Source organism: Cryobacterium algoritolerans (assembly GCF_004402785.1).
GTDB classification, from domain to species: Bacteria; Actinomycetota; Actinomycetes; order Actinomycetales; family Microbacteriaceae; genus Cryobacterium; species Cryobacterium algoritolerans.
Window position 1 is genome coordinate 42,466 of sequence record NZ_SOFP01000005.1, and the last position, 17,425, is coordinate 59,890.

The following is a 17,425-nucleotide window of genomic DNA, read 5'->3' on the forward strand; positions in this document are numbered from 1 at the left end:
CCCGTTGCCGGGCCGCGCTTCAGCGCGCCCGGCGCTGTTGCGGCCTGGCCGGTGCGATGATCGTGGGCCGGTGCCCGTCGGCGGACGCCTGGTCGCCGGCGCCGAGCACCTGGCTCCGCTCGACGCCGTGGTGCCACCAGAGCGACGCGGTCCAGGCGCTGACCAGGGCGTCGATCAGGTCTTCCCGGTGCTTGTATGCCCGGTCGAGCAGCGGGGAATGGCTGGTGACCAGTGAATCTGACACCGGGTGGGTGGACAGGTCCAGAGGCGGCATCGCGGTCTGGAGCCGCCAGAGCCGTTGGATGAGGTCGTCGCAGACGATCGCCCTGGCGGCGCGGCGCTGGTCGGGAGGGAGGGACGACCCCATCCGCTTGTAGCGGGGCCGTTTATCGTCGTAGCCGAACTCCTCGGCGCCGACGAGGGTCGTGTATGGGTAGCACTCGAAGAAACTGGCAGTGCCGGGGTCCACCGGCGACAGGCCGTCGGTGTAGGTCCAGCCGGAGGCCTCGAGCCCGCGGCGGATCGACACTCCGCCCTGCCAGGGGCGGGCGAGGTTGGAGGCGTTCGCGGAGACGAACCAGCCGCCGTAGCGATTGCCGGTCTCCCGCTCGCACAGCCGCATTCCGGCGGGGTTGTTGACCACCAGCGGAGCGTCGATCGCAAGCACGGCGCCCGGCTCCCACATCGAGTCGATCCACGCGAGAACGGCGTGGGTGCCTCTGGCCCAGCCGGCGTCGAGGACGTGGCCGTCTTCGTCGATGCAGGCCAGGCCGGTTTCGTTGGCCGGTTTGGTGGCCGTTCCTTCGGCCCAGGCTAGATCAACTCCGAGGAATCGCGTCATGCGTCATGACTAGCACAACCCGCTGACACCCGAAGTGGGCCTTCCGCCAGGGTCCCTGCTTCCGCTAGCATTTGCGGATTTTTCCGGCGGACACCGCCGGGCGTAGCCTCGGGAGGTTGTCAAACAGAAACCGAGGGCCCGCGTGATGAACCAGAAACTACAACCGTCGACGAACGGAAAGGTCATCGCGCTCGCTGTCGCGGGGGCCTTCGGAGGATTCCTCTTCGGGTTCGACGCGTCGGTGATCAATGGCGCCGTCAATGCCATTCAGGATGAGTACGCCCTCAACGCGACCCTGACGGGCCTGGCCGTGGCGAGCGCGCTACTCGGCGCCGCGGCCGGGGCGTACCTCGGCGGAAGCGTGGGCGACCGGTTCGGTCGCATCCCCGTCATGCTGCTCGGCTCTATTATGTTCTTCATTAGCTCGGTGGGATCGGCCTTCGCATTCGGCGTCTTCGACCTTGTACTCTGGCGGATCGTCGGCGGGCTCGGAATCGGACTCGCATCCGTGGTTGCTCCCGCGTACATCGCGGAAATCTCGCCCAGGCAGATGCGCGGCCGGCTGGGATCGCTCCAGCAGCTCGCCATCACCGTCGGAATCTTCTCGGCGCTGCTCTCCGACGCGGTCTTCGCCAACTCCGCCGGCGGCGCCAGCGAACCGTCCCTGTTCGGGCTCGACGCCTGGCGGTGGATGTTCCTCGCCTGCGCCCTTCCCGCCGCCGTGTACTTCGTGATCGCCAGGGTCTTGCCGGAGTCGCCGCGTTTCCTCGTGCTGAAGGAGCGCGAGGACGAGGCCCGCACCGTGTTCGAGAAGCTCTGGCCGAACGGCGACGTGGACCGCGAGATCCGCGATATCAGGGCGTCGATCGCGGTCGACAAGCGCGCGACCCGCTCCGGTTCGCTCCGCGGCTCGGCGATGGGCCTTCGACCGATCGTCTGGGTTGGCATCGGCTTGTCGGTCTTCCAGCAGTTCGTCGGCATCAACGTGATCTTCTTCTACTCGACCACTCTGTGGAAGGCGGTCGGCTTCGAGGAGTCCAGCTCCCTGACCATCTCCGTGTTCACCGGGCTCACCAACATCCTGGTCACCTTCATCGCGATCGCCCTGATCGACCGGATCGGCCGCCGGCCGATCCTGATGACTGGATCGATCGGGATGACCCTGTCGCTGACCACCATGGCCGTCGCGTTCAGCCAGGCCGTCACCGTGAACGGCGACCTCAGCCTGCCCGGCGCCTGGGGTCCGATCGCTCTTGTCGCCGCGAACGTGTTCGTCATCGCCTTCGGCGCATCGTGGGGTCCGGTGGTCTGGGTACTGCTCGGCGAAATCTTCCCGAACACCATCCGGGTGAGGGCGCTCGGAATCGCGGCCGCGGCCCAGTGGGTTGCCAACTTCCTGGTTGCCGTCACCTTCCCGCTGTTGGCGGCGGTGTCGCTGCCGTTGACCTACGGCATGTACGCACTGTTCGCGGCCTTGTCGTTCGTCTTCGTGCTGACCAAGATCCCGGAAACGAACGGGATGTCACTCGACGAGGCGAACACGCTGCTGCCGCCGAAGAACGCGGCGAAGAAGGCGGCGGCGAGGCTCGCTGCGGAGAAGGTGCCGGTCAGGACCTGACCTTAGATCAGGCCGCGCAGCAGTTCCTCCGAGCTCACCCCGAGGCGGTCGGCACGTTCGGCCAGGCGCGCGTGCTCGTCGACGGAGAGCGCCAGCGAGATCGTGCGACCAGGTGCGGCAGCCGGCTCGGTGGCGGCGGAGTCGAAGGAGAAGAGTTCGGGATGTACCGAGCGGGCGGCGGGCTCCGAGGCCGGAGGCGGGGCAGCGGGCGAGGCCGTCGATCCTCGGCGCGGGGGCGCGCTGCGAACGACGACGGATGAGGCCTCGGTGGCCGGCAGCAGAGCGCCGGTTCGCACCCACCCTGGGCCGGGCTTGAACGGGACCTTGCTCTGGAACGCCTCAGAGACGGCGCGGGCGCGGCTGTCCGCGGCCTCGTTCAGCGGATGATTCGCGTGCCCCTTGACCCATTCGAACCGGTACCGGCGGCCGACGAGCGCGGCGTCGATCTCCTGGAGCAGCTCGAGGTTCAGCACGGGTCTACCGTCGGCCTTGCGCCAGCCCTTGGCCTTCCAGCCGCGCATCCACTTCGTCACCGAGTTGATCACATACTGGCTGTCGCAGAGCACCAGAAGGTCGTCATCAAGGTGCGCGGTCGCCCGGAACAGCTCCAGCACAGCCCTGAGCTCGCCCTGGTTGTTGGTGGCGTGCGCCCACCCGCCTGCCCCCCAGCAGAAGTCGCTGACGTACCACGCCCATCCGGCCGGGCCGGGGTTGCCGAGGGCGGAGCCGTCGGCGGCGGCGATGATGGTCATGGCTGGCCTTTCGTCTGGTCCCGGAACGGGGACCTGTCTATTTTGCCACCGGGACGAGGGTGACCCCGCAGGAACGGCCGCTAGCCCTGGATACAGTCCCCGGAGGAGACCGGGGCCGACAGTGCCGCCGCCTGGGAGGCGACCGGGTCGACTTCCTCCATCGCGAGCGCATAACCAAGATTGCTCGTGACGGTGGACTTGGCGAAGATGACCCCGGCCACCTGGCCGGCGTCGCTCAGGAGCGGCCCCCCGGATTCGCCGTGCTGCACGTCCGCGGCGAGGGTGTAGAGCTGCCGCTGCGCCGGTTCCCGGCCGTAGATGTCGGCGACGAGCGCCGGTGCCACGGCGACGACCTGGGCCGGCCCGGAGTCGAACGGGCCGCCGTACGGGTACCCGTCGCTGACGGCCCGGCTCCCCGGGGCGAGGTTGGGGCCGAGCTCGAGGGCCGGGACTGAGAGGCCGCTCACGGCGATGACCGCCAGGTCGACGACCGGGTCGAAGTAGACGACCTGGCCCGGCCTGGCGTTGCCGCCCGGCGTCACGACGACGGGTTCGGTCACGCCGGCGACGACGTGGGCGTTGGTGAGCACGCGGTCCGGGGCGATGACGAAACCGCTGCCGGACTGGTTCTGGCCGCAGGCGTACGCGGTTCCGGTGATCTTCATCACGGACTGCCGGGCCGACAGGAGTGCGGGGCTCTCGGAAGAGATGAGCGGGATCGTCGGGACCGGCCCGTTGAAGGCCTCGACCACCCGGGGGAGCGCTTCGCTGACGACGACGGAGCGCAGCTGGGCGAGGAACGACTTCAGGGGGTCGGGCGTCAGGGAGTCGATCGACCTGATCACGCCGGAGGAGGCGATGGCGGGAGAGAGCAGCGGCACGCCCAGCCCGCCGATGCTGAACGCGAGCATCGACACGACGAGGGCTGATGCGACGACGGCGGCGCCGGCGCCGAGCATCCGGTCGGCCAGTCGGAGCTTTGTGCGGGCGCTGTGCGGGCGCAGGGACCGGCCGATCGAGCTGCCGAGGGAAAGGCCGCCGACCAGGAGCACCCCGGCCGCTGCGAGGGTGGCGGCCGTTCGCCATTCGGCGGCGGGAACCCAGGTGCCGACCAGCGGGACGAGGAAATAGGCAGCGATGCCACCGATGACGAGTCCGGCGATGCTGCTGAGGCTGCCGATCAGGCCGCTGCGGAAGCCCGAGGCGAGATAGCTGACCAGCAGCAGGACCAGGAGGATGTCAACAATCGTTGAACCCGGCATTCGTGGACCCTGCGCTTTCGTCGGTGTCGTGCGTTTCCCCACCGGCCGCATCTCTTGAACAAGAGTACGGTGCCGCGGTGGTAACGCACCAACCGCGGGAGTCATCCACAGGCACTCGGGAGGTCGGGTTCTCCACCGACTGCATCGCCGGGGGATCGCCGCTGCGGGAAAAAGGCGAGGGTTACCGCATGAACAATACAATCGTCAAGACCAAGCAGGCGCATGACTTCCTCGCGCTCGTGCCCCAGCTCGTCGGATTCCAGCCGGAACGGAGCATGGTCCTCGTGGCGTTCCGTGGCAACCGGACCTGCGGGGCCATGCGCTTCAATCTGCCGGCGGCCGGCGCATCCCGCACACTGCTGCAGAGAATCGCGTCCACCCTGGTCGGCACACTGTGCCGGATTCCCGGGGTGGACGCTGTCGTGCCCGTCGTCTACACGGAGCTGACGTTCGCGTCGGCGGCCGGGCTGCCTGCGAAGCGATTCGCCGAGACCGTGTGTGCGCGGGCGGAACTCTCCGGCTTCCTGGTGCTCGACGCGCTCTGCGTCGCGCCGGACGGCTGGGGATCCTACCTTGACCCGTCCTGCCCGGCCGGTGGGCATCCGTTGGCGGATATCGCCGGATCGGAGGTGCAGCGGGCCATCCCGGCAGAGGCCCGCCGGCACCTGGCCAGCCTGCGCAGCCGCGCCGACCTGCCCCAGGTCGACCTCGCGGCCCGGGAGAGGATCGGCCGCCGGCTGGCTCGCTACCGAAAACTCGGTGGGAAGGCTGAGACCGTTCCGGAGCTGCTCGCCATGGTCGGCGACATCTTCGATCCCGTGGCCACGGCGGAGGCGGCCCTGGACTGGGATCCGGGCGTCCTCGATCCTGATGACGTGGCGGCCCTGCTCTTCCTCCTGCAGGGCCCCGCCTGCCGTGACCAGATGATGCTGCAGTTCGCGTTCGGCGAGGCGGTCGGCGCACGCACCCACGCACTCAACCTGCGGTACGCGGCCATCCAGAGCGCCACTGGCGCGAGCATGGACGACATCGTGCGGGGCGAGCGGCAGCGGAACGGCGACGACGAACCCGACGCGAAACAGACGAGCGACCTGATGCTCGGGCTGACGACCGAGCGGCCAGACCCCGATCGGATCGAACGGGCCGTGCGGCTGCTGCTGACCGTGGTCGCCCTGGCCCCTCGCAGCGCCAGGCCGGCCCCGTACTGCATGCTCGCCTGGTTGTCCTGGGCGATGGGTCGCGGTTCGGTGGCCGGCATCTTCATCGACCGCGCTCTGGCCGTCGACCCGCGCTACGGCATGGCAGACCTGCTGGACACGCTCATCTCTTCAGGGCACCTGCCGGACTGGGCGTTCGCTGTGCCGTTCGACGAGGAACGACGGCTTGGCGACGACGAGTCCGGCCGGAGCCTTAAATGAGGGCCGGCCTGCCCGGCCGGGCTAGAGGTACTTCGGCGCCTCCGACAACACCCCGTGCAGGATCTCGCCGATCTCGCGGAACTCGGCCGGTCCGATGGTCAGCGGGGGAGCGAGCTGCACCACCGGGTCGCCTCGGTCGTCGGCCCGGCAATACAGGCCGGCCTCGAACAGCGCCTTGGACAGGTAGCCGCGCAGCAGCCTCTCCGACTCGGCGTCGGTGAAGGTCTCCTTGGTGGCCTTGTCCTTGACCAGCTCGATGCCGAAGAAGTAGCCCTCGCCGCGCACATCGCCCACGATCGGCAGATCGAGGAGCTTCTCGAGCTCGGCACGGAAGACGGGCGAGTTCTCTCGCACGTTCTCGTTGAGCTTCTCCTCCTCGAAAATGTCAAGGTTGGCCAGTGCCACCGCCGAGGACACCGGGTGGCCGCCGAAAGTGTAGCCATGATAGAAAGTGGTGTCGCCGTGCTTGAACGGCTCGTAGATGCGGTCGCTCACGATGGTCGCGCCGATCGGCGAGTACCCGCTCGTCATGCCTTTGGCGCAGGTGATCATGTCTGGCTCGATCCCGAAGGTGGTGGAGGCGAACATGTTTCCGATCCGGCCGAAGGCGGTGATGACCTCGTCCGCGACGAGCAGTACGTCGTACTGGTCGCAGATTTCACGGACCCGCTTGAAATAGCCGGGGGGTGGCGGGAAGCATCCGCCCGAGTTCTGCACGGGCTCCAGGAACACGGCGGCGACCGTCTCCGGGCCCTCGAACTGGATCATTTCCTCGATCCGGTTTGCGGCCCAGAGGCCGAACTTCTCCACGTCGTCGCCGAAGCCGGAGCCCATCTCGTCCGCGCGGTAGAAGTTGGTGTTCGGCACCCGGAAACCGCCGGGGGTGACCGGTTCGAACATTTCCTTCATGGCCGGGATCCCGGTGATTGCCAGGGCACCCTGCGGCGTGCCGTGGTAGGCGACGTTGCGGGAAATGACCTTGTGCTTGGTCGGCCGGCCCTGCAATTTCCAGTAGTACTTGGCCAGTTTGAAGGCGGTCTCGACCGCTTCGCCGCCACCGGTGGAGTAAAACACGCGGTTGAGGTCGCCGGGCGCGTAGGACGCCAGTCGATCGGCCAATTCGATCGCGCTCGGGTGCGCGTAGGACCAGACCGGGAAGAAGGCCAGTTCCTCCGCCTGCCTGGCCGCTACCTCGGCGAGGCGCTTCCGGCCGTGGCCCGCATTCACGGTGAACAGGCCACTCAGACCGTCGATGTACTTCTTGCCGTGCGAGTCCCAGATGTGGTGGCCGAGGCCCTTCGTGATGATCGGTACCCCGGCGCCGGACTCCAGCACGGACTGGCGGGAGAAATGCATCCAGAGGTGGTCTTTCGCCTTCTGCTGCATCGCCGCGTTCTCGGCCGCTGTGAAGACGGGAGGCGATGCTTCGGCGGGCGCTGTTTCGATGGTGTCAGGCGCAGTGATAGTCATTTTTTACCGTGTTCCCCAGTTGTAGAGCTGTTTGTGGAGTTTGAGATAGACAAAGGTCTCGGTCGAGTTGACGCCCTCCAGGCCGCGGATCTGCGAGTTGAGCAGGGCGATGAGCTCGTCGTCGTCTTCGCAGACGACCTCGGCGAGGATGTCGAAGGAGCCGGCGGTGAGTACGACGTAATCGACGGCCGGGATGGCCGCCAGCTTGTCGGCCAGGATCCGGGTGTCGCCGCTGGCACGGATGCCGATCATGGCCTGGCGGTAGAAGCCCAGCTGCATCGGGTCGGTCACGGCCACCACCTGCATGACGCCGGCCTCGGTGAGTTTCTGCACCCGCTGCCGCACCGCCGCTTCGCTCAGGCCGACTGCTTTCCCGATTTCCGCATACGAGCGTCGCCCGTCGACCTGCAGCTGCTCGATGATCTTCTTGGACACCTCGTCCAGGTGGGTCGGCTTCGCTGCCGCACCGCGTCCGTTTCCGCTCATTCAGCGATTATGCCAGTGAGATTGCCATTCGGCAAGGGATTCCGTAGCGAAAAGGGTGTAAAACTGCGGAATCCAGAGTTGAGTCCGGATTGCCAGTCGCCCTGCCGCCTTCGACAGGATGCCGGTCAAGGAGACGTGCCGGAGAATGAGACGTGCCGGACACCGAGTCGGGTCCGAGAATGAGACGGGTCGGACACTGAGTCGGGTCCGACACTGAACGGAAGGCCGGTTCCATGGCACGTGTTGGGTACCTGGTGGCGCCGGGGGAAGAGGCCGAGTGGTCCTTCGTCGTCGGGCGCGCATTCCTGGCCGCCCTTCCGGCGGCCACTCCGGCCGTGGTCGTTGCCGCGCTGGATGCCCTCACCGGCGCACCGACAGTCGAGGCCGAGGCGCTCGTTGCGCTCCTGCCACTCGGCGGCGATCGCGCGGTCGACAGCTTCGCCGTGATCGTGCAGCGGGAGCCCACCGACGAGGACGGCGTGCCGGTGTCGGTGATAGTCCGGGGCGAGATCGCGGTCGACGTGTTTTCGGTGGGTGGGTCACGGCGCTTCGCGGCCGGCGACATCCGCCCGTGGTTGCTGGCCGATTTTCGGGCCGTGACCGGCCTCGTGATAGGCGGCCCGGCGCGCGCAGTCGTGCCGGCCGGGCTGCTCGACTCCGGACGACCGTTTCTCGGCGGCACCGTCTCGGCGAGCCGCCTGTTCTGGACGCTCGTGGATCAGCCCGAGAGCATGGAGGCGACGATCATCCGGGCCCCGCGCCCTCCGGCCGTCGACGCGGACACCGTGCTCCGCCTGCCGAGGATGCAGGAGGACACGGTGATCCTGCCGCCTCAGGGCTCCCGGCGGCGGCGGCCTGCGCCCGTTCCGGCCGAAGCGGCCGCCGAGGCAGGACAGGCAGGACGGGCGGGCGCTCCCGAGCGCGCGTTTTATGGACTGCGACTGCCGGACAGAACGGAGGTGAGGCTCGACACGGCGTGCCGGCTGGGCCGGCACCCGCGTCCGGCCCGGGTGGCCGAAGTGCCGCCGCCGCGGCTGTTCGAGATTGCTTCGCCGACGTCGGGCGTGTCAGGAACTCATCTCGACATCCGCCAGGTCGGCGACTCGGTGGTGGTCACCGACCTCGGATCCACGAACGGCACCATCGTCACGCTTGCCGGCCGACGCCCGCAACGGCTGGGTTCCGGGCAGTCCCTCGCCGTGCTCCCCGGTACGAGACTGGACATCGGGGACGGTAATATCATCGAGATCCTCCCCGCGAGCGGCGACTAGCCGGCTGCGTGTCCACGCTCCAATTTTGGAAGGCACAATCGTGACCAAGATTGGTCAAGGCTCCACCGGCTTCACGCTCGAGCTCCCGTCGGTGCACAGGACGGTCACGCTGGCCTGGGCGGCGATGACCGACACCGGGCACCGTCGGGAGGTCAACGAGGACAGCCTGCTCTCCGAGCCGCCGATCTTCGCCGTCGCCGACGGCATGGGCGGACACTCGGCCGGCGACGTCGCCAGTGCCGCGGTCGTCACCCGGTTGGCCGAATTCGCCGGGCGCGACCACCTCGATCCCGAAGCGATCAACGGGGCGCTCAGCCTCGCCGTCGCCGACATGGCAACGGGCGAAGGCGTCACCGACCTCGGGACCGGCACGACGGTGACCGGAGCCGCTGTCGCTGTCGTCTCCGGCGCGCCCCAGTGGATCGTCTTCAACATCGGCGATTCCCGGGTCTACCAGCTCACCTCCGGAGTTCTCGAACAGGTCACCACCGACCACTCCGTGGTGCAGGAACTCGTCGACGCCGGGCGCATCACCCGCGATGAAGCGGACGTGCACCCGCACGGCAACATCATCACCCGGGCCGTAGGATTCCACGAGCCGCCGATTCCCGACTACCGGGTACTCCCGATCCAGCCGGGCATGCGGCTGCTGGTCTGCTCCGACGGCCTCACCAAGGAACTCACGGCGTACGGCATCCGTCATTTTCTGATCTCCAACCCTCGGGCAGCCGACGCGGCGAAGTCCCTCGTCGACGCCGCACTCGAGAACGGCGGGCGTGACAACGTCACCGTGATCGTGCTGGACGTGCTCGATGTCGGGGACCTCTCACCTTCAGCCGTACCCCCAGAGTTGGGGTAGTCGCTTCCGGCTGTGCGGCCTGACCGTTGCCTAGACTTATCAGACGCTCGTCGTTTACCCGTTCGGCCCGCGTTCACCGCACGCTCGACACGCACCGTTACACGGGGAGGCGAACATGGCTCGACGATTGCCCTCGACGCCCCCGAATCTCCCGGGGTTCTCCTACCTCAGGGTGCTCGGATCCGGTGGCTTCGCCGACGTGTTCCTGTACGAGCAGAACATGCCCAGGCGCCAGGTGGCCGTCAAGGTGCTGCTCGCTGAAATCGTGAACGACCACGTGCGCCAGCTGTTCCAGGCCGAGGCCAACCTGATGGCGCAGCTCAGCTCGCACCCGTCGATCCTGACGGTGTTCCAGGCCAGTGTGTCCGCCGACGGCCGGCCGTACCTGGTGATGGAGTACTGCTCCTCCACGCTCAGCCAACGCTTCCGGGTCGAAGCCCTCCCGGTGCCCGAGGTGCTGCGGATCGGTATCAAGGTCGCCAGCGCAGTGGAGACCGCCCACCAGAGCGGGGTGCTGCACCGGGACCTGAAACCGTCGAACATCCTGGTCACGGCTTACGGTCATCCTGTCCTGTCTGACTTCGGAATCGCGGCCACCCTCGGCGAGGTGGAGAACTCCGAAGCAATCGGCCTGTCGATCCCGTGGTCTGCCCCCGAGGTGCTCCTCGACGAGGTTTCCGGCTCGATCGCCTCCGAGGTGTGGTCGCTGGGTGCGACCCTGTACTCTCTGCTGGCCGGACGGTCGCCGTTCGAACTGCCGGGCGAGGAGAACAGTTCAGCCCAGATCATGGCCAGGATCAACAAGGCCAGGATTCCGGCTCTGGATCGGGCGGATGTGCCGGCCCGGCTCGAACTCATCCTCGCGAAGACCATGTCCCGGCGGCCGGAACTGCGGCAGCGCAGCGTGCTCGAGCTCATCCGCGAGTTGCAATCGGTTGAAGCGGAACTCGGCCTGGCGCAGACCCCGCTCGAGGTGGTGATGGACGGATGGGCGACGGACACCGTCGCCGACCAGTCCGACAAGACCCGGATCACCGGTGTGAACTCGGTCGACGCCTACGCCGGCCGGCGCCGGCGCCGCAGGCCCGAGGCATCGAAGAGCTTGCCGCGTTCGGCGACCCGGCCGCCCAGCCTGACCGGCGGCGAGTCCGTGACGACCGCACACCGACCCCGGCGGCGAAGCCTCACCCTCTGGGCGCTCATCGCGGCCGCGGTGATCATCGTCGGCCTCGCGGGCACCTCGGCGACGATCCTCGTGCGCCAGGTCGGCTCCGGCATCCCCACGGTCAGCGACGTGTCTGGCGAGCTCCGCAACGGCACGGTGCGCTTCAGCTGGGCCGACCCCGGGGTGAGGGACGGTGACAGCTACGTCGTGGCACTGCGCACCGGCGAGAGCAGCATCCAGCGCGGAACGGAATTCAGTGTCGACCCCAAGGGGCAGCCGCGGGTCTGCGTGACCGTGACCGTCAACCGCGACGGAAAAGGCGGGACGCCCAGCGGGGAGAAGTGCGTCGACACCGCCGGTGAGGGCCCATGATCCGCCGGTGGCTCTCCGCCCACCGGACGCTGTTCACCACGACGCTGGCCGGCACCGTCATCGTAGCGGTCATTGCCACCGTGGCGATTGTGTCGGGCGGCTACACCGCCCAGCGGCTCGATCTCGGCGATGCCGCAGTCTGGGTGACGAACGAGGCCCGCCAGGTGGTCGGACGAGCCAACACGGCCGTCTTCGAACTCAACACGGTCGTCGAAGCAGGGAGCTCCCGACTCGACGTCGTGCAGCAGGGAGCCACCGTCCTGGTGCTCGACCGTGGCAGCAACTCCGTCGACATCATCGACCCGGCAACGGCGAAGGTCACGAAGAGCGTGGCACTTCCGCCCAAGGCGCCGGGCATCTTCCTCGCCGGCGATCGTGCCGTCGTCGTCTCGAACGGCGACGTCTGGAATCTGGCGGCCGACCGGCTCGCCGGCTTCGACAGCACCGCCCCACCGGCGCTTGCCTTCGGCGCCGGGTCCGTGGTCAGCATGGACGCCGACGGGATGCTGTCTGCGTTCACACCGGCAACCGGCTCCCTGTCGCTCGTCGATCCGACCTACCCCGACTCGATCTCGTCCGCCGTGACTATGTCCGCGGGCGGTCCCGAAGACAGCTACCAGCTGACCAGTGTCGGCGGCCAGTGGGCGCTGTTCAACGCGTCGACCCGGCACCTGTTCCTCCCCGGCGGCGAGGTCGACCTCTCACGGGACATTCGTGCCGGTGACGGACCGCTGTTGCAGGAGCCCAGCGTTCGCGGGGACCGGGTACTGGTCGCGCACCGCGGCGGCCTCGAGGCGGTTCCCCTGGCCGGGGGACGCCCGTCGACGTTGGTCAGCGGACGGGCCGGACCGGCCGTCGCCCCGGCCTCGGACGCCGACTGCTCCTATGCAGCATGGGGAGACGGCACCGTATGGCGCGATTGCGCCGGCGACCCGGCGAACGGCAGGTCCAAGACCCTCACCGGCCTCGCGGGCGACGCCCGGCTCGCCTTCCGCCGGAACGGCACGGGGATGGTGCTCAACGACGCGCTCAACGGGGGATCCTGGGCTGTGCAGCGCGGGAATGAGCTCATCGACAACTGGGCCGAGCTGATCGACACCAACAGGGACCAGCAGAGGGTTGTGGAGAACAACAACGACACCCCGCCGGAGTTCGACAAGGCGCAGGTCCCTCCGGTCGCCGTCGACGACGATTTCGGCGCGCGACCGGGGCGCACCGTGATCCTGCCCGTGCTGCTGAACGATTTCGACCCGAACGGCGATGTCCTGGTGATCGACTCACTCACCACCCTCCCATCCGGGACCGGCCGACTCGACCTGATCGGGAACACCCAGCAGGTGGAATTGACGCTGGCACCGACCGCGACGGGCACGGTGAGCTTCGGTTACACCATCAATGACGGCCGGGGCGGCAAAGCCTCGGCAACGGTCACGGTCACCGTCCGAGGTCCGGAGGAGAACTCCGCCCCGGTGCAGGCGCGCGGCACTCACACGACGGTGAGGTCCGGCGGCCGGGTGACCAGCCAGGTGCTCGGCGACTGGGTCGACCCGGACGGCGACCCGATCTACCTGACCGAGGCGACCGCGATCGCGCCGGACCAGATCAGCTTCACCCCCGGCGGCGCCGTCGTCTACACGGATGCCGGCGGCGGCTCTGACGCGAAGTCCATCCGCCTCAGTGTGTCCGACGGCCGGGCGAGCGGCAGCGGGACGCTCTCGGTGGCGGTCCGTCCATCCGGATCGGTGCCGATCGTCGCCGAGGCCTTCGTCGTGCTCGCCACGGCCGGCGCCGAGGTGACGGTGTCTCCGCTCGAGCATGTCCGCGGCGGATCGGCGCCCCTCCGGCTCAGCAGCGTGCCGGCGAAACCGGATGTGACCATCACCCCGGACTTCGACGGCGGACGCTTCCGTTTCGCCAGCAACGCGGTTGGAGTGCACGAGATCGAATACGCGGTGACGGACGGGGCGCTCACTGCGACCGGTCGCATCCGCGTCAACGTGTCTGCGGCACCCGACGTCAACAGCACACCCATCACCGTTCCGCACACGACGTTCCTGCGCGGCCAGCAAGCCACCCTCGTGGACGTGCTCGCGACCGATATCGACCCGGCCGGTGGCGTACTACTGGTCACCGGCACAACGAACGTGACGCCCGCCAGCGGGCTGAGGGTCGAGATCCTCGACCAGCGCATCATCCGGGTGACGCTCACGAAGCCCCTCGAGAACGGCTCGGTCGCGTTCGGCTACCGGATCAGCAATGGTCTGGCCGACGCCGAGGGAACGGTGACGGTGATCGAGATCCCGCCACCAGCCCGGAAGCAGGCCCCCCTCGCCGTGACCGACACTGTCTCCGTGCGGGTCGGAGATGCCATCGACGTGCCGGTCCTGGCGAACGATGAACACCCCGATGGCGACACCCTCACACTCGATCCCACTCTTGCCACCGGGCTCCCGGCCGGAGCGGGCCTGCTCTTCGCCTCGGGCACCGTGCTGCGCTACCTTGCCCCGAACTCGACCGGCAACTTCACCGCGGTCTACCGGGTGAACGCGCCGGACGGCCAGTTCGCCAACGCCGAGGTGCGCATTTCGGTGCGGGAAGCCGACTCCAAGTCGAACAATCCGCCCGTGCCGAAGTCGGTGACCGCGCGAGTGCTCGCCGGCGACACCGTGCGGATCCCCATCCCGCTGTCGGGAATTGACCCCGACGGCGACTCGGTGCAGCTGGTCGGCCAGGAGACCAACCCGAACAAGGGCTCGGTGACGATCGGAAGCTCCGACTCGATCAACTACACCGCGGGGGAGTATTCGACCGGCACGGACACCTTCACCTACTCGGTCGTCGATGCACTGGGCGCCCGCGCCGTCGGCACCGTGCGGGTGGGAATCAGCCCGCGGCTGGACGGCGCCCGCAACCCGGTCGCCGCGCCGGATGAGGTCATCGTGCGCCCGGGCAGCACGGTCAGGGTACGCGTGCTCGGGAACGACTCGGACCCCGACGGCGGCGCCCTGACCATTGCCGGTGTCGAACCGACCGGCACCGGCGGCTCACAGGGCACGGCCGTTGTCGTCGGTGATGCCGTCTCCGTGCACGCGCCCGCCACGGAAGGACGCTACGGGTTCATCTATGACATTCAGAACGACCGCGGCGGTTCGAGCTCCACCTTCCTCACCGTTGTCGTGCGGGCAGATGCCCCGCGTTCCCGACCCGACGCCCGCGACACCCATCTGGCGCTCTCCGATGTGCTCGACCGGCGCACGATAGACGTTGACGTGCTGGCCAACGTGTTCTTCGCCGACGGGCCCGCCGCCAGCCTTGAGCTGTCCGTCCCGGCCGGCTTCTCGAGCGTCGCCGAGGTGACCGGTAATCACCGCGTCAAGGTGAGCGTCGGGGAGAGCAGCCAGATAATCCCCTTCGAAGTTGCAAACCCGGACGATAAGAGCATTGTGTCGTATGCGTTCATCTGGGTTCCCGGCTCGAACGACGCCCTGCCACAACTGCGGAAGGGGATGGCCCCGCTCAAGGTCCAGAGCGAATCGACCCTGACGATCGACGTCAACGATTACGTCGTCGCGGTCGGTGGCCGGCGACTGCGCCTCACCGACCGGAGCCTGGTGCAGGCGACCCGTTCGAACGGCGCCGACCTGGTCTCCTCCGACACTCGTCTCGCCTTCACCAGCAGCGACAAGTATTACGGACCAGCGTCGATCTCCTTCGAGGTGACGGACGGCAGACGGGCAGGTGACTCGGACGCTCGCACGGCGACGATCGTGTTACCGATCGACGTGACCCCCCGCGAGAACCAACCGCCCGGCTTCGACGGTGCAGTGCTCGACTTCGAGCCGGACCAGACGAAGATCATCGACCTGACCCGGCTCACCTCGTACCCGTACCCGAAGGACCAGGCCGAACTGACCTACAGTGTGCTCGAGCCTCGCCCCGTCGGATTCAGCTACTCCCTCGACGGCCAGAAGCTGACCCTGCACGCCTCCGAGTCCACGCCGAAGGGCGGCCGCGGTGCGATCACGATCGGCGTGCGCGACGGCATCAACGCCGGGAAGGCCGGCCGGATCGAGATGGGCGTTGTCGCGTCGACTCGGCCCCTGGCCGTGCCGGCCGCCGACGCCGTCGTCGCCCTGCGCGGCCAGAGCACCGTCGTCGACGTCCTCGCCAACGACGGCGCCACGAACCCGTTCCCGGCCGTGCCCCTGCGGGTCGTGGCGGTGCGTGGCGTCAACGGAGCCGGGGTGCCCGCCGGCGTGACCATCACCCCGAGCGCCGACAACAGCCGCCTCACCGTGAAGGTGGCGCCGGAGGCGGCCCCCACCGACACGAACCTGCAGTATCAGGTGGCAGACGCGACCGGCGACCCTGACCGGTTCGCCTGGGGCACGGTGCGAATCTCCGTGCAGGACAAACCCGACCCGGTGTCGAGCCTTCGGGTGACCTCCTTCGCTGACCGCCGGATTTCGGTGTCATTCACCGCGGGAGCGGCGAACAACTCCGCCGTCTCCGGCTTTGAGATATCCCTGACCAGCGTCGCGACGGGCGCCGTCGTCGGTAGCACGCTCTGCCAGGCAACGGCCTGCGACCTCGAGACTCCCGGTAACGGCCAGGGCAATGCCGTGCGAGTCACCGTCGCAGCCCGCAACGGCATCGGCCTGTCCGCGGCCACGGTCCTCGCCGACCAGGTCTGGTCCGATGTCGTCCCGCCCGCTCCGACCGGGCTGATGGCCTTGCCGCTCGACTCCGGGCTGCGCCTGCGCTGGAACACGGTCGCGCCGGTCGGCGGAGGCACCGCGATGCGCGGTTACGTCGTGACGGTCGCCGGCACCCCGCAGAGCGAGGTGAGCGCCTCCGGGCCGTCGTGCAGCGCAGGCTCCTGCACCATCGACATCGGGGGCCTGGCCAACGGTACGGATGTCCCCTTCACCGTGAGCGCGCGCAACGACGCCTACCCGTCGCTGTCCACCTGGAACACCGGGGCCGGCAACGGGCGGCCGTTCGGCCCGGCCCGGGCCGGCGCGATCACCGCGAACGCGGTCGACTCGAGCGGCTCCGTCACGGTGAGCTGGGACCCGTTCGACGGCCGCGGCGACGGTATCGCCGGTTACTTCGTGCAGCGGGTGAGCGCTGACCAGGTGCCCACCGGGGCCCAATCGTGCTCAGTGACCAGCCCGGCCCCTGGAACGCTGGTGGCGCCGACCCCGGGAGGGATCGTCGCCGAGCAGAAGACCGTCGTCGCCGGCACCAACTCCGTCGTCTTCGACAACCTGCTCGCCGACAACGGCCACTACTCGTTCGTCGTCTGGGGTTACAACCGGTCCGGCTGCGCCCCGACCGCGGTGGCGACCGTGCTCGTGCGGCCGGCGCCGGGCGACATCACGGCCGTGAAGAGCCCAATGGCGTTGAACGGCGATTCCTGGGACCTCCGCATCGATCGCGTGAGCCCCAGCGCGGGCGTCGACCACTACAACATCCGTGCCGTCGACGGTTCGGGCCAACCGATGCCCTGGACCGATGTCACCTTCCCGGCGACGACCTGGCCGCGGGCGCCGCTCGGGTTCCGTTTCGGGCAGGTGGTCCGCTTTCAGGTGCAGGCCTGCACGGTCTGGGGGTCTTGCGGGACCTGGTCCGGCACCTACCCGGCGGCGCCGGAGGCATCCGTGAGTTTCACCGTGCAGGGGCTGGTCTACACTCCAGAGACCGGCGTGTTCTCATGGACGAACGGCCCCGAAAACAGCGGGCTCGGTACGACCTACGAGTGCCTCGTGCCGGGCGACACCTCCGTGGCCCCGGTGGCCGGCCTGGCGAACACCTGCACCCTGTCATCGCCGCAGCCGGCCGGCACGGTACGGCTCACCGTGACGGTCAACGCACACGGTTTCTCCTATGACAAATGAGCCGGGCAGAA

General features: G+C 68.5%; 11 protein-coding genes. 6 read left to right on the top strand and 5 right to left on the bottom strand.

Annotated elements, in window-relative coordinates:
- Positions 1-19: 19 nt before the first annotated feature.
- On the bottom strand, positions 20-841 hold the full coding sequence (locus E3O19_RS00365; RefSeq protein ID WP_134564656.1) for a DUF429 domain-containing protein: 822 nt from the start codon (positions 839-841) through the stop codon (positions 20-22).
- A gap of 145 nt (positions 842-986) precedes the next feature.
- Here E3O19_RS00365 and E3O19_RS00370 point away from each other — a divergent pair, with 145 nt between their 5' ends.
- On the top strand, positions 987-2,459 hold the full coding sequence (locus tag E3O19_RS00370; protein ID WP_134564657.1) for a sugar porter family MFS transporter: 1,473 nt from the start codon (positions 987-989) through the stop codon (positions 2,457-2,459).
- A 2-nt stretch (positions 2,460-2,461) separates the two neighbouring features.
- On the opposite strand, the gene E3O19_RS00375 is transcribed toward E3O19_RS00370, so the two are convergent.
- Both E3O19_RS00375 and E3O19_RS00380 read right to left on the bottom strand, forming a co-directional pair.
- Complete coding sequence (locus E3O19_RS00375) at positions 2,462-3,211, bottom strand: RNase H family protein (RefSeq protein ID WP_134564658.1); 750 nt, start codon at positions 3,209-3,211, stop codon at positions 2,462-2,464.
- Positions 3,212-3,291: 80 nt separating this feature from the next.
- A complete protein-coding gene (locus E3O19_RS00380; RefSeq protein ID WP_134564659.1) occupies positions 3,292-4,473 on the bottom strand; it encodes a MarP family serine protease in 1,182 nt (393 codons plus the stop codon).
- 188 nt (positions 4,474-4,661) lie between these two features.
- On the opposite strand from E3O19_RS00380, the gene E3O19_RS00385 reads away from it, so the two are divergent.
- Positions 4,662-5,891, top strand: coding sequence for a DUF4192 domain-containing protein (locus E3O19_RS00385; RefSeq protein ID WP_134564660.1), 1,230 nt, complete (start codon positions 4,662-4,664; stop codon positions 5,889-5,891).
- A 21-nt stretch (positions 5,892-5,912) separates the two neighbouring features.
- On the opposite strand, the gene E3O19_RS00390 is transcribed toward E3O19_RS00385, so the two are convergent.
- Entirely contained in the window at positions 5,913-7,361 is a 1,449-nt protein-coding gene (locus E3O19_RS00390; protein ID WP_134564661.1) for an aspartate aminotransferase family protein, read from the bottom strand.
- A 3-nt stretch (positions 7,362-7,364) separates the two neighbouring features.
- A complete protein-coding gene (locus tag E3O19_RS00395) occupies positions 7,365-7,847 on the bottom strand; it encodes an Lrp/AsnC family transcriptional regulator (RefSeq protein ID WP_134564662.1) in 483 nt (160 codons plus the stop codon).
- A 233-nt stretch (positions 7,848-8,080) separates the two neighbouring features.
- Between E3O19_RS00395 and E3O19_RS00400 the strand changes: the two genes are divergently transcribed.
- From E3O19_RS00400 to E3O19_RS00415, 4 genes are all read left to right on the top strand, one after another.
- Positions 8,081-9,118 (top strand): FHA domain-containing protein, encoded by a 1,038-nt coding sequence (locus tag E3O19_RS00400; protein WP_134564663.1) that lies wholly within the window; start codon positions 8,081-8,083, stop codon positions 9,116-9,118.
- A 40-nt stretch (positions 9,119-9,158) separates the two neighbouring features.
- The gene (locus E3O19_RS00405; protein ID WP_134564664.1) at positions 9,159-9,977 is read left to right on the top strand and encodes a PP2C family protein-serine/threonine phosphatase; all 819 of its coding nucleotides are present in this window, start codon (positions 9,159-9,161) and stop codon (positions 9,975-9,977) included.
- A gap of 115 nt (positions 9,978-10,092) precedes the next feature.
- Positions 10,093-11,514 carry a serine/threonine-protein kinase gene (locus E3O19_RS00410; protein ID WP_134564665.1) on the top strand — a complete coding sequence of 474 codons (1,422 nt, stop codon included), beginning with the start codon at positions 10,093-10,095 and terminating at the stop codon, positions 11,512-11,514.
- Positions 11,511-17,414: an Ig-like domain-containing protein gene (locus tag E3O19_RS00415; RefSeq protein ID WP_134564666.1), complete on the top strand. Its 5,904-nt coding sequence runs from the start codon at positions 11,511-11,513 to the stop codon at positions 17,412-17,414. Before E3O19_RS00410 ends, E3O19_RS00415 begins: the two co-directional genes overlap by 4 nt.
- The last annotated feature ends 11 nt before the right edge of the window (positions 17,415-17,425 follow it).

Coding starts and splice junctions, on each gene's coding strand:
- E3O19_RS00385 (WP_134564660.1), top strand. CDS start 4,662: ATGAACAATACAATCGTCAAGACCAAGCAGGCGCATGACTTCCTCGCG.
- E3O19_RS00395 (WP_134564662.1), bottom strand. CDS start 7,847: ATGAGCGGAAACGGACGCGGTGCGGCAGCGAAGCCGACCCACCTGGAC.
- E3O19_RS00400 (WP_134564663.1), top strand. CDS start 8,081: ATGGCACGTGTTGGGTACCTGGTGGCGCCGGGGGAAGAGGCCGAGTGG.
- E3O19_RS00370 (WP_134564657.1), top strand. CDS start 987: ATGAACCAGAAACTACAACCGTCGACGAACGGAAAGGTCATCGCGCTC.
- E3O19_RS00390 (WP_134564661.1), bottom strand. CDS start 7,361: ATGACTATCACTGCGCCTGACACCATCGAAACAGCGCCCGCCGAAGCA.
- E3O19_RS00365 (WP_134564656.1), bottom strand. CDS start 841: ATGACGCGATTCCTCGGAGTTGATCTAGCCTGGGCCGAAGGAACGGCC.
- E3O19_RS00410 (WP_134564665.1), top strand. CDS start 10,093: ATGGCTCGACGATTGCCCTCGACGCCCCCGAATCTCCCGGGGTTCTCC.
- E3O19_RS00415 (WP_134564666.1), top strand. CDS start 11,511: ATGATCCGCCGGTGGCTCTCCGCCCACCGGACGCTGTTCACCACGACG.
- E3O19_RS00380 (WP_134564659.1), bottom strand. CDS start 4,473: ATGCCGGGTTCAACGATTGTTGACATCCTCCTGGTCCTGCTGCTGGTC.
- E3O19_RS00375 (WP_134564658.1), bottom strand. CDS start 3,211: ATGACCATCATCGCCGCCGCCGACGGCTCCGCCCTCGGCAACCCCGGC.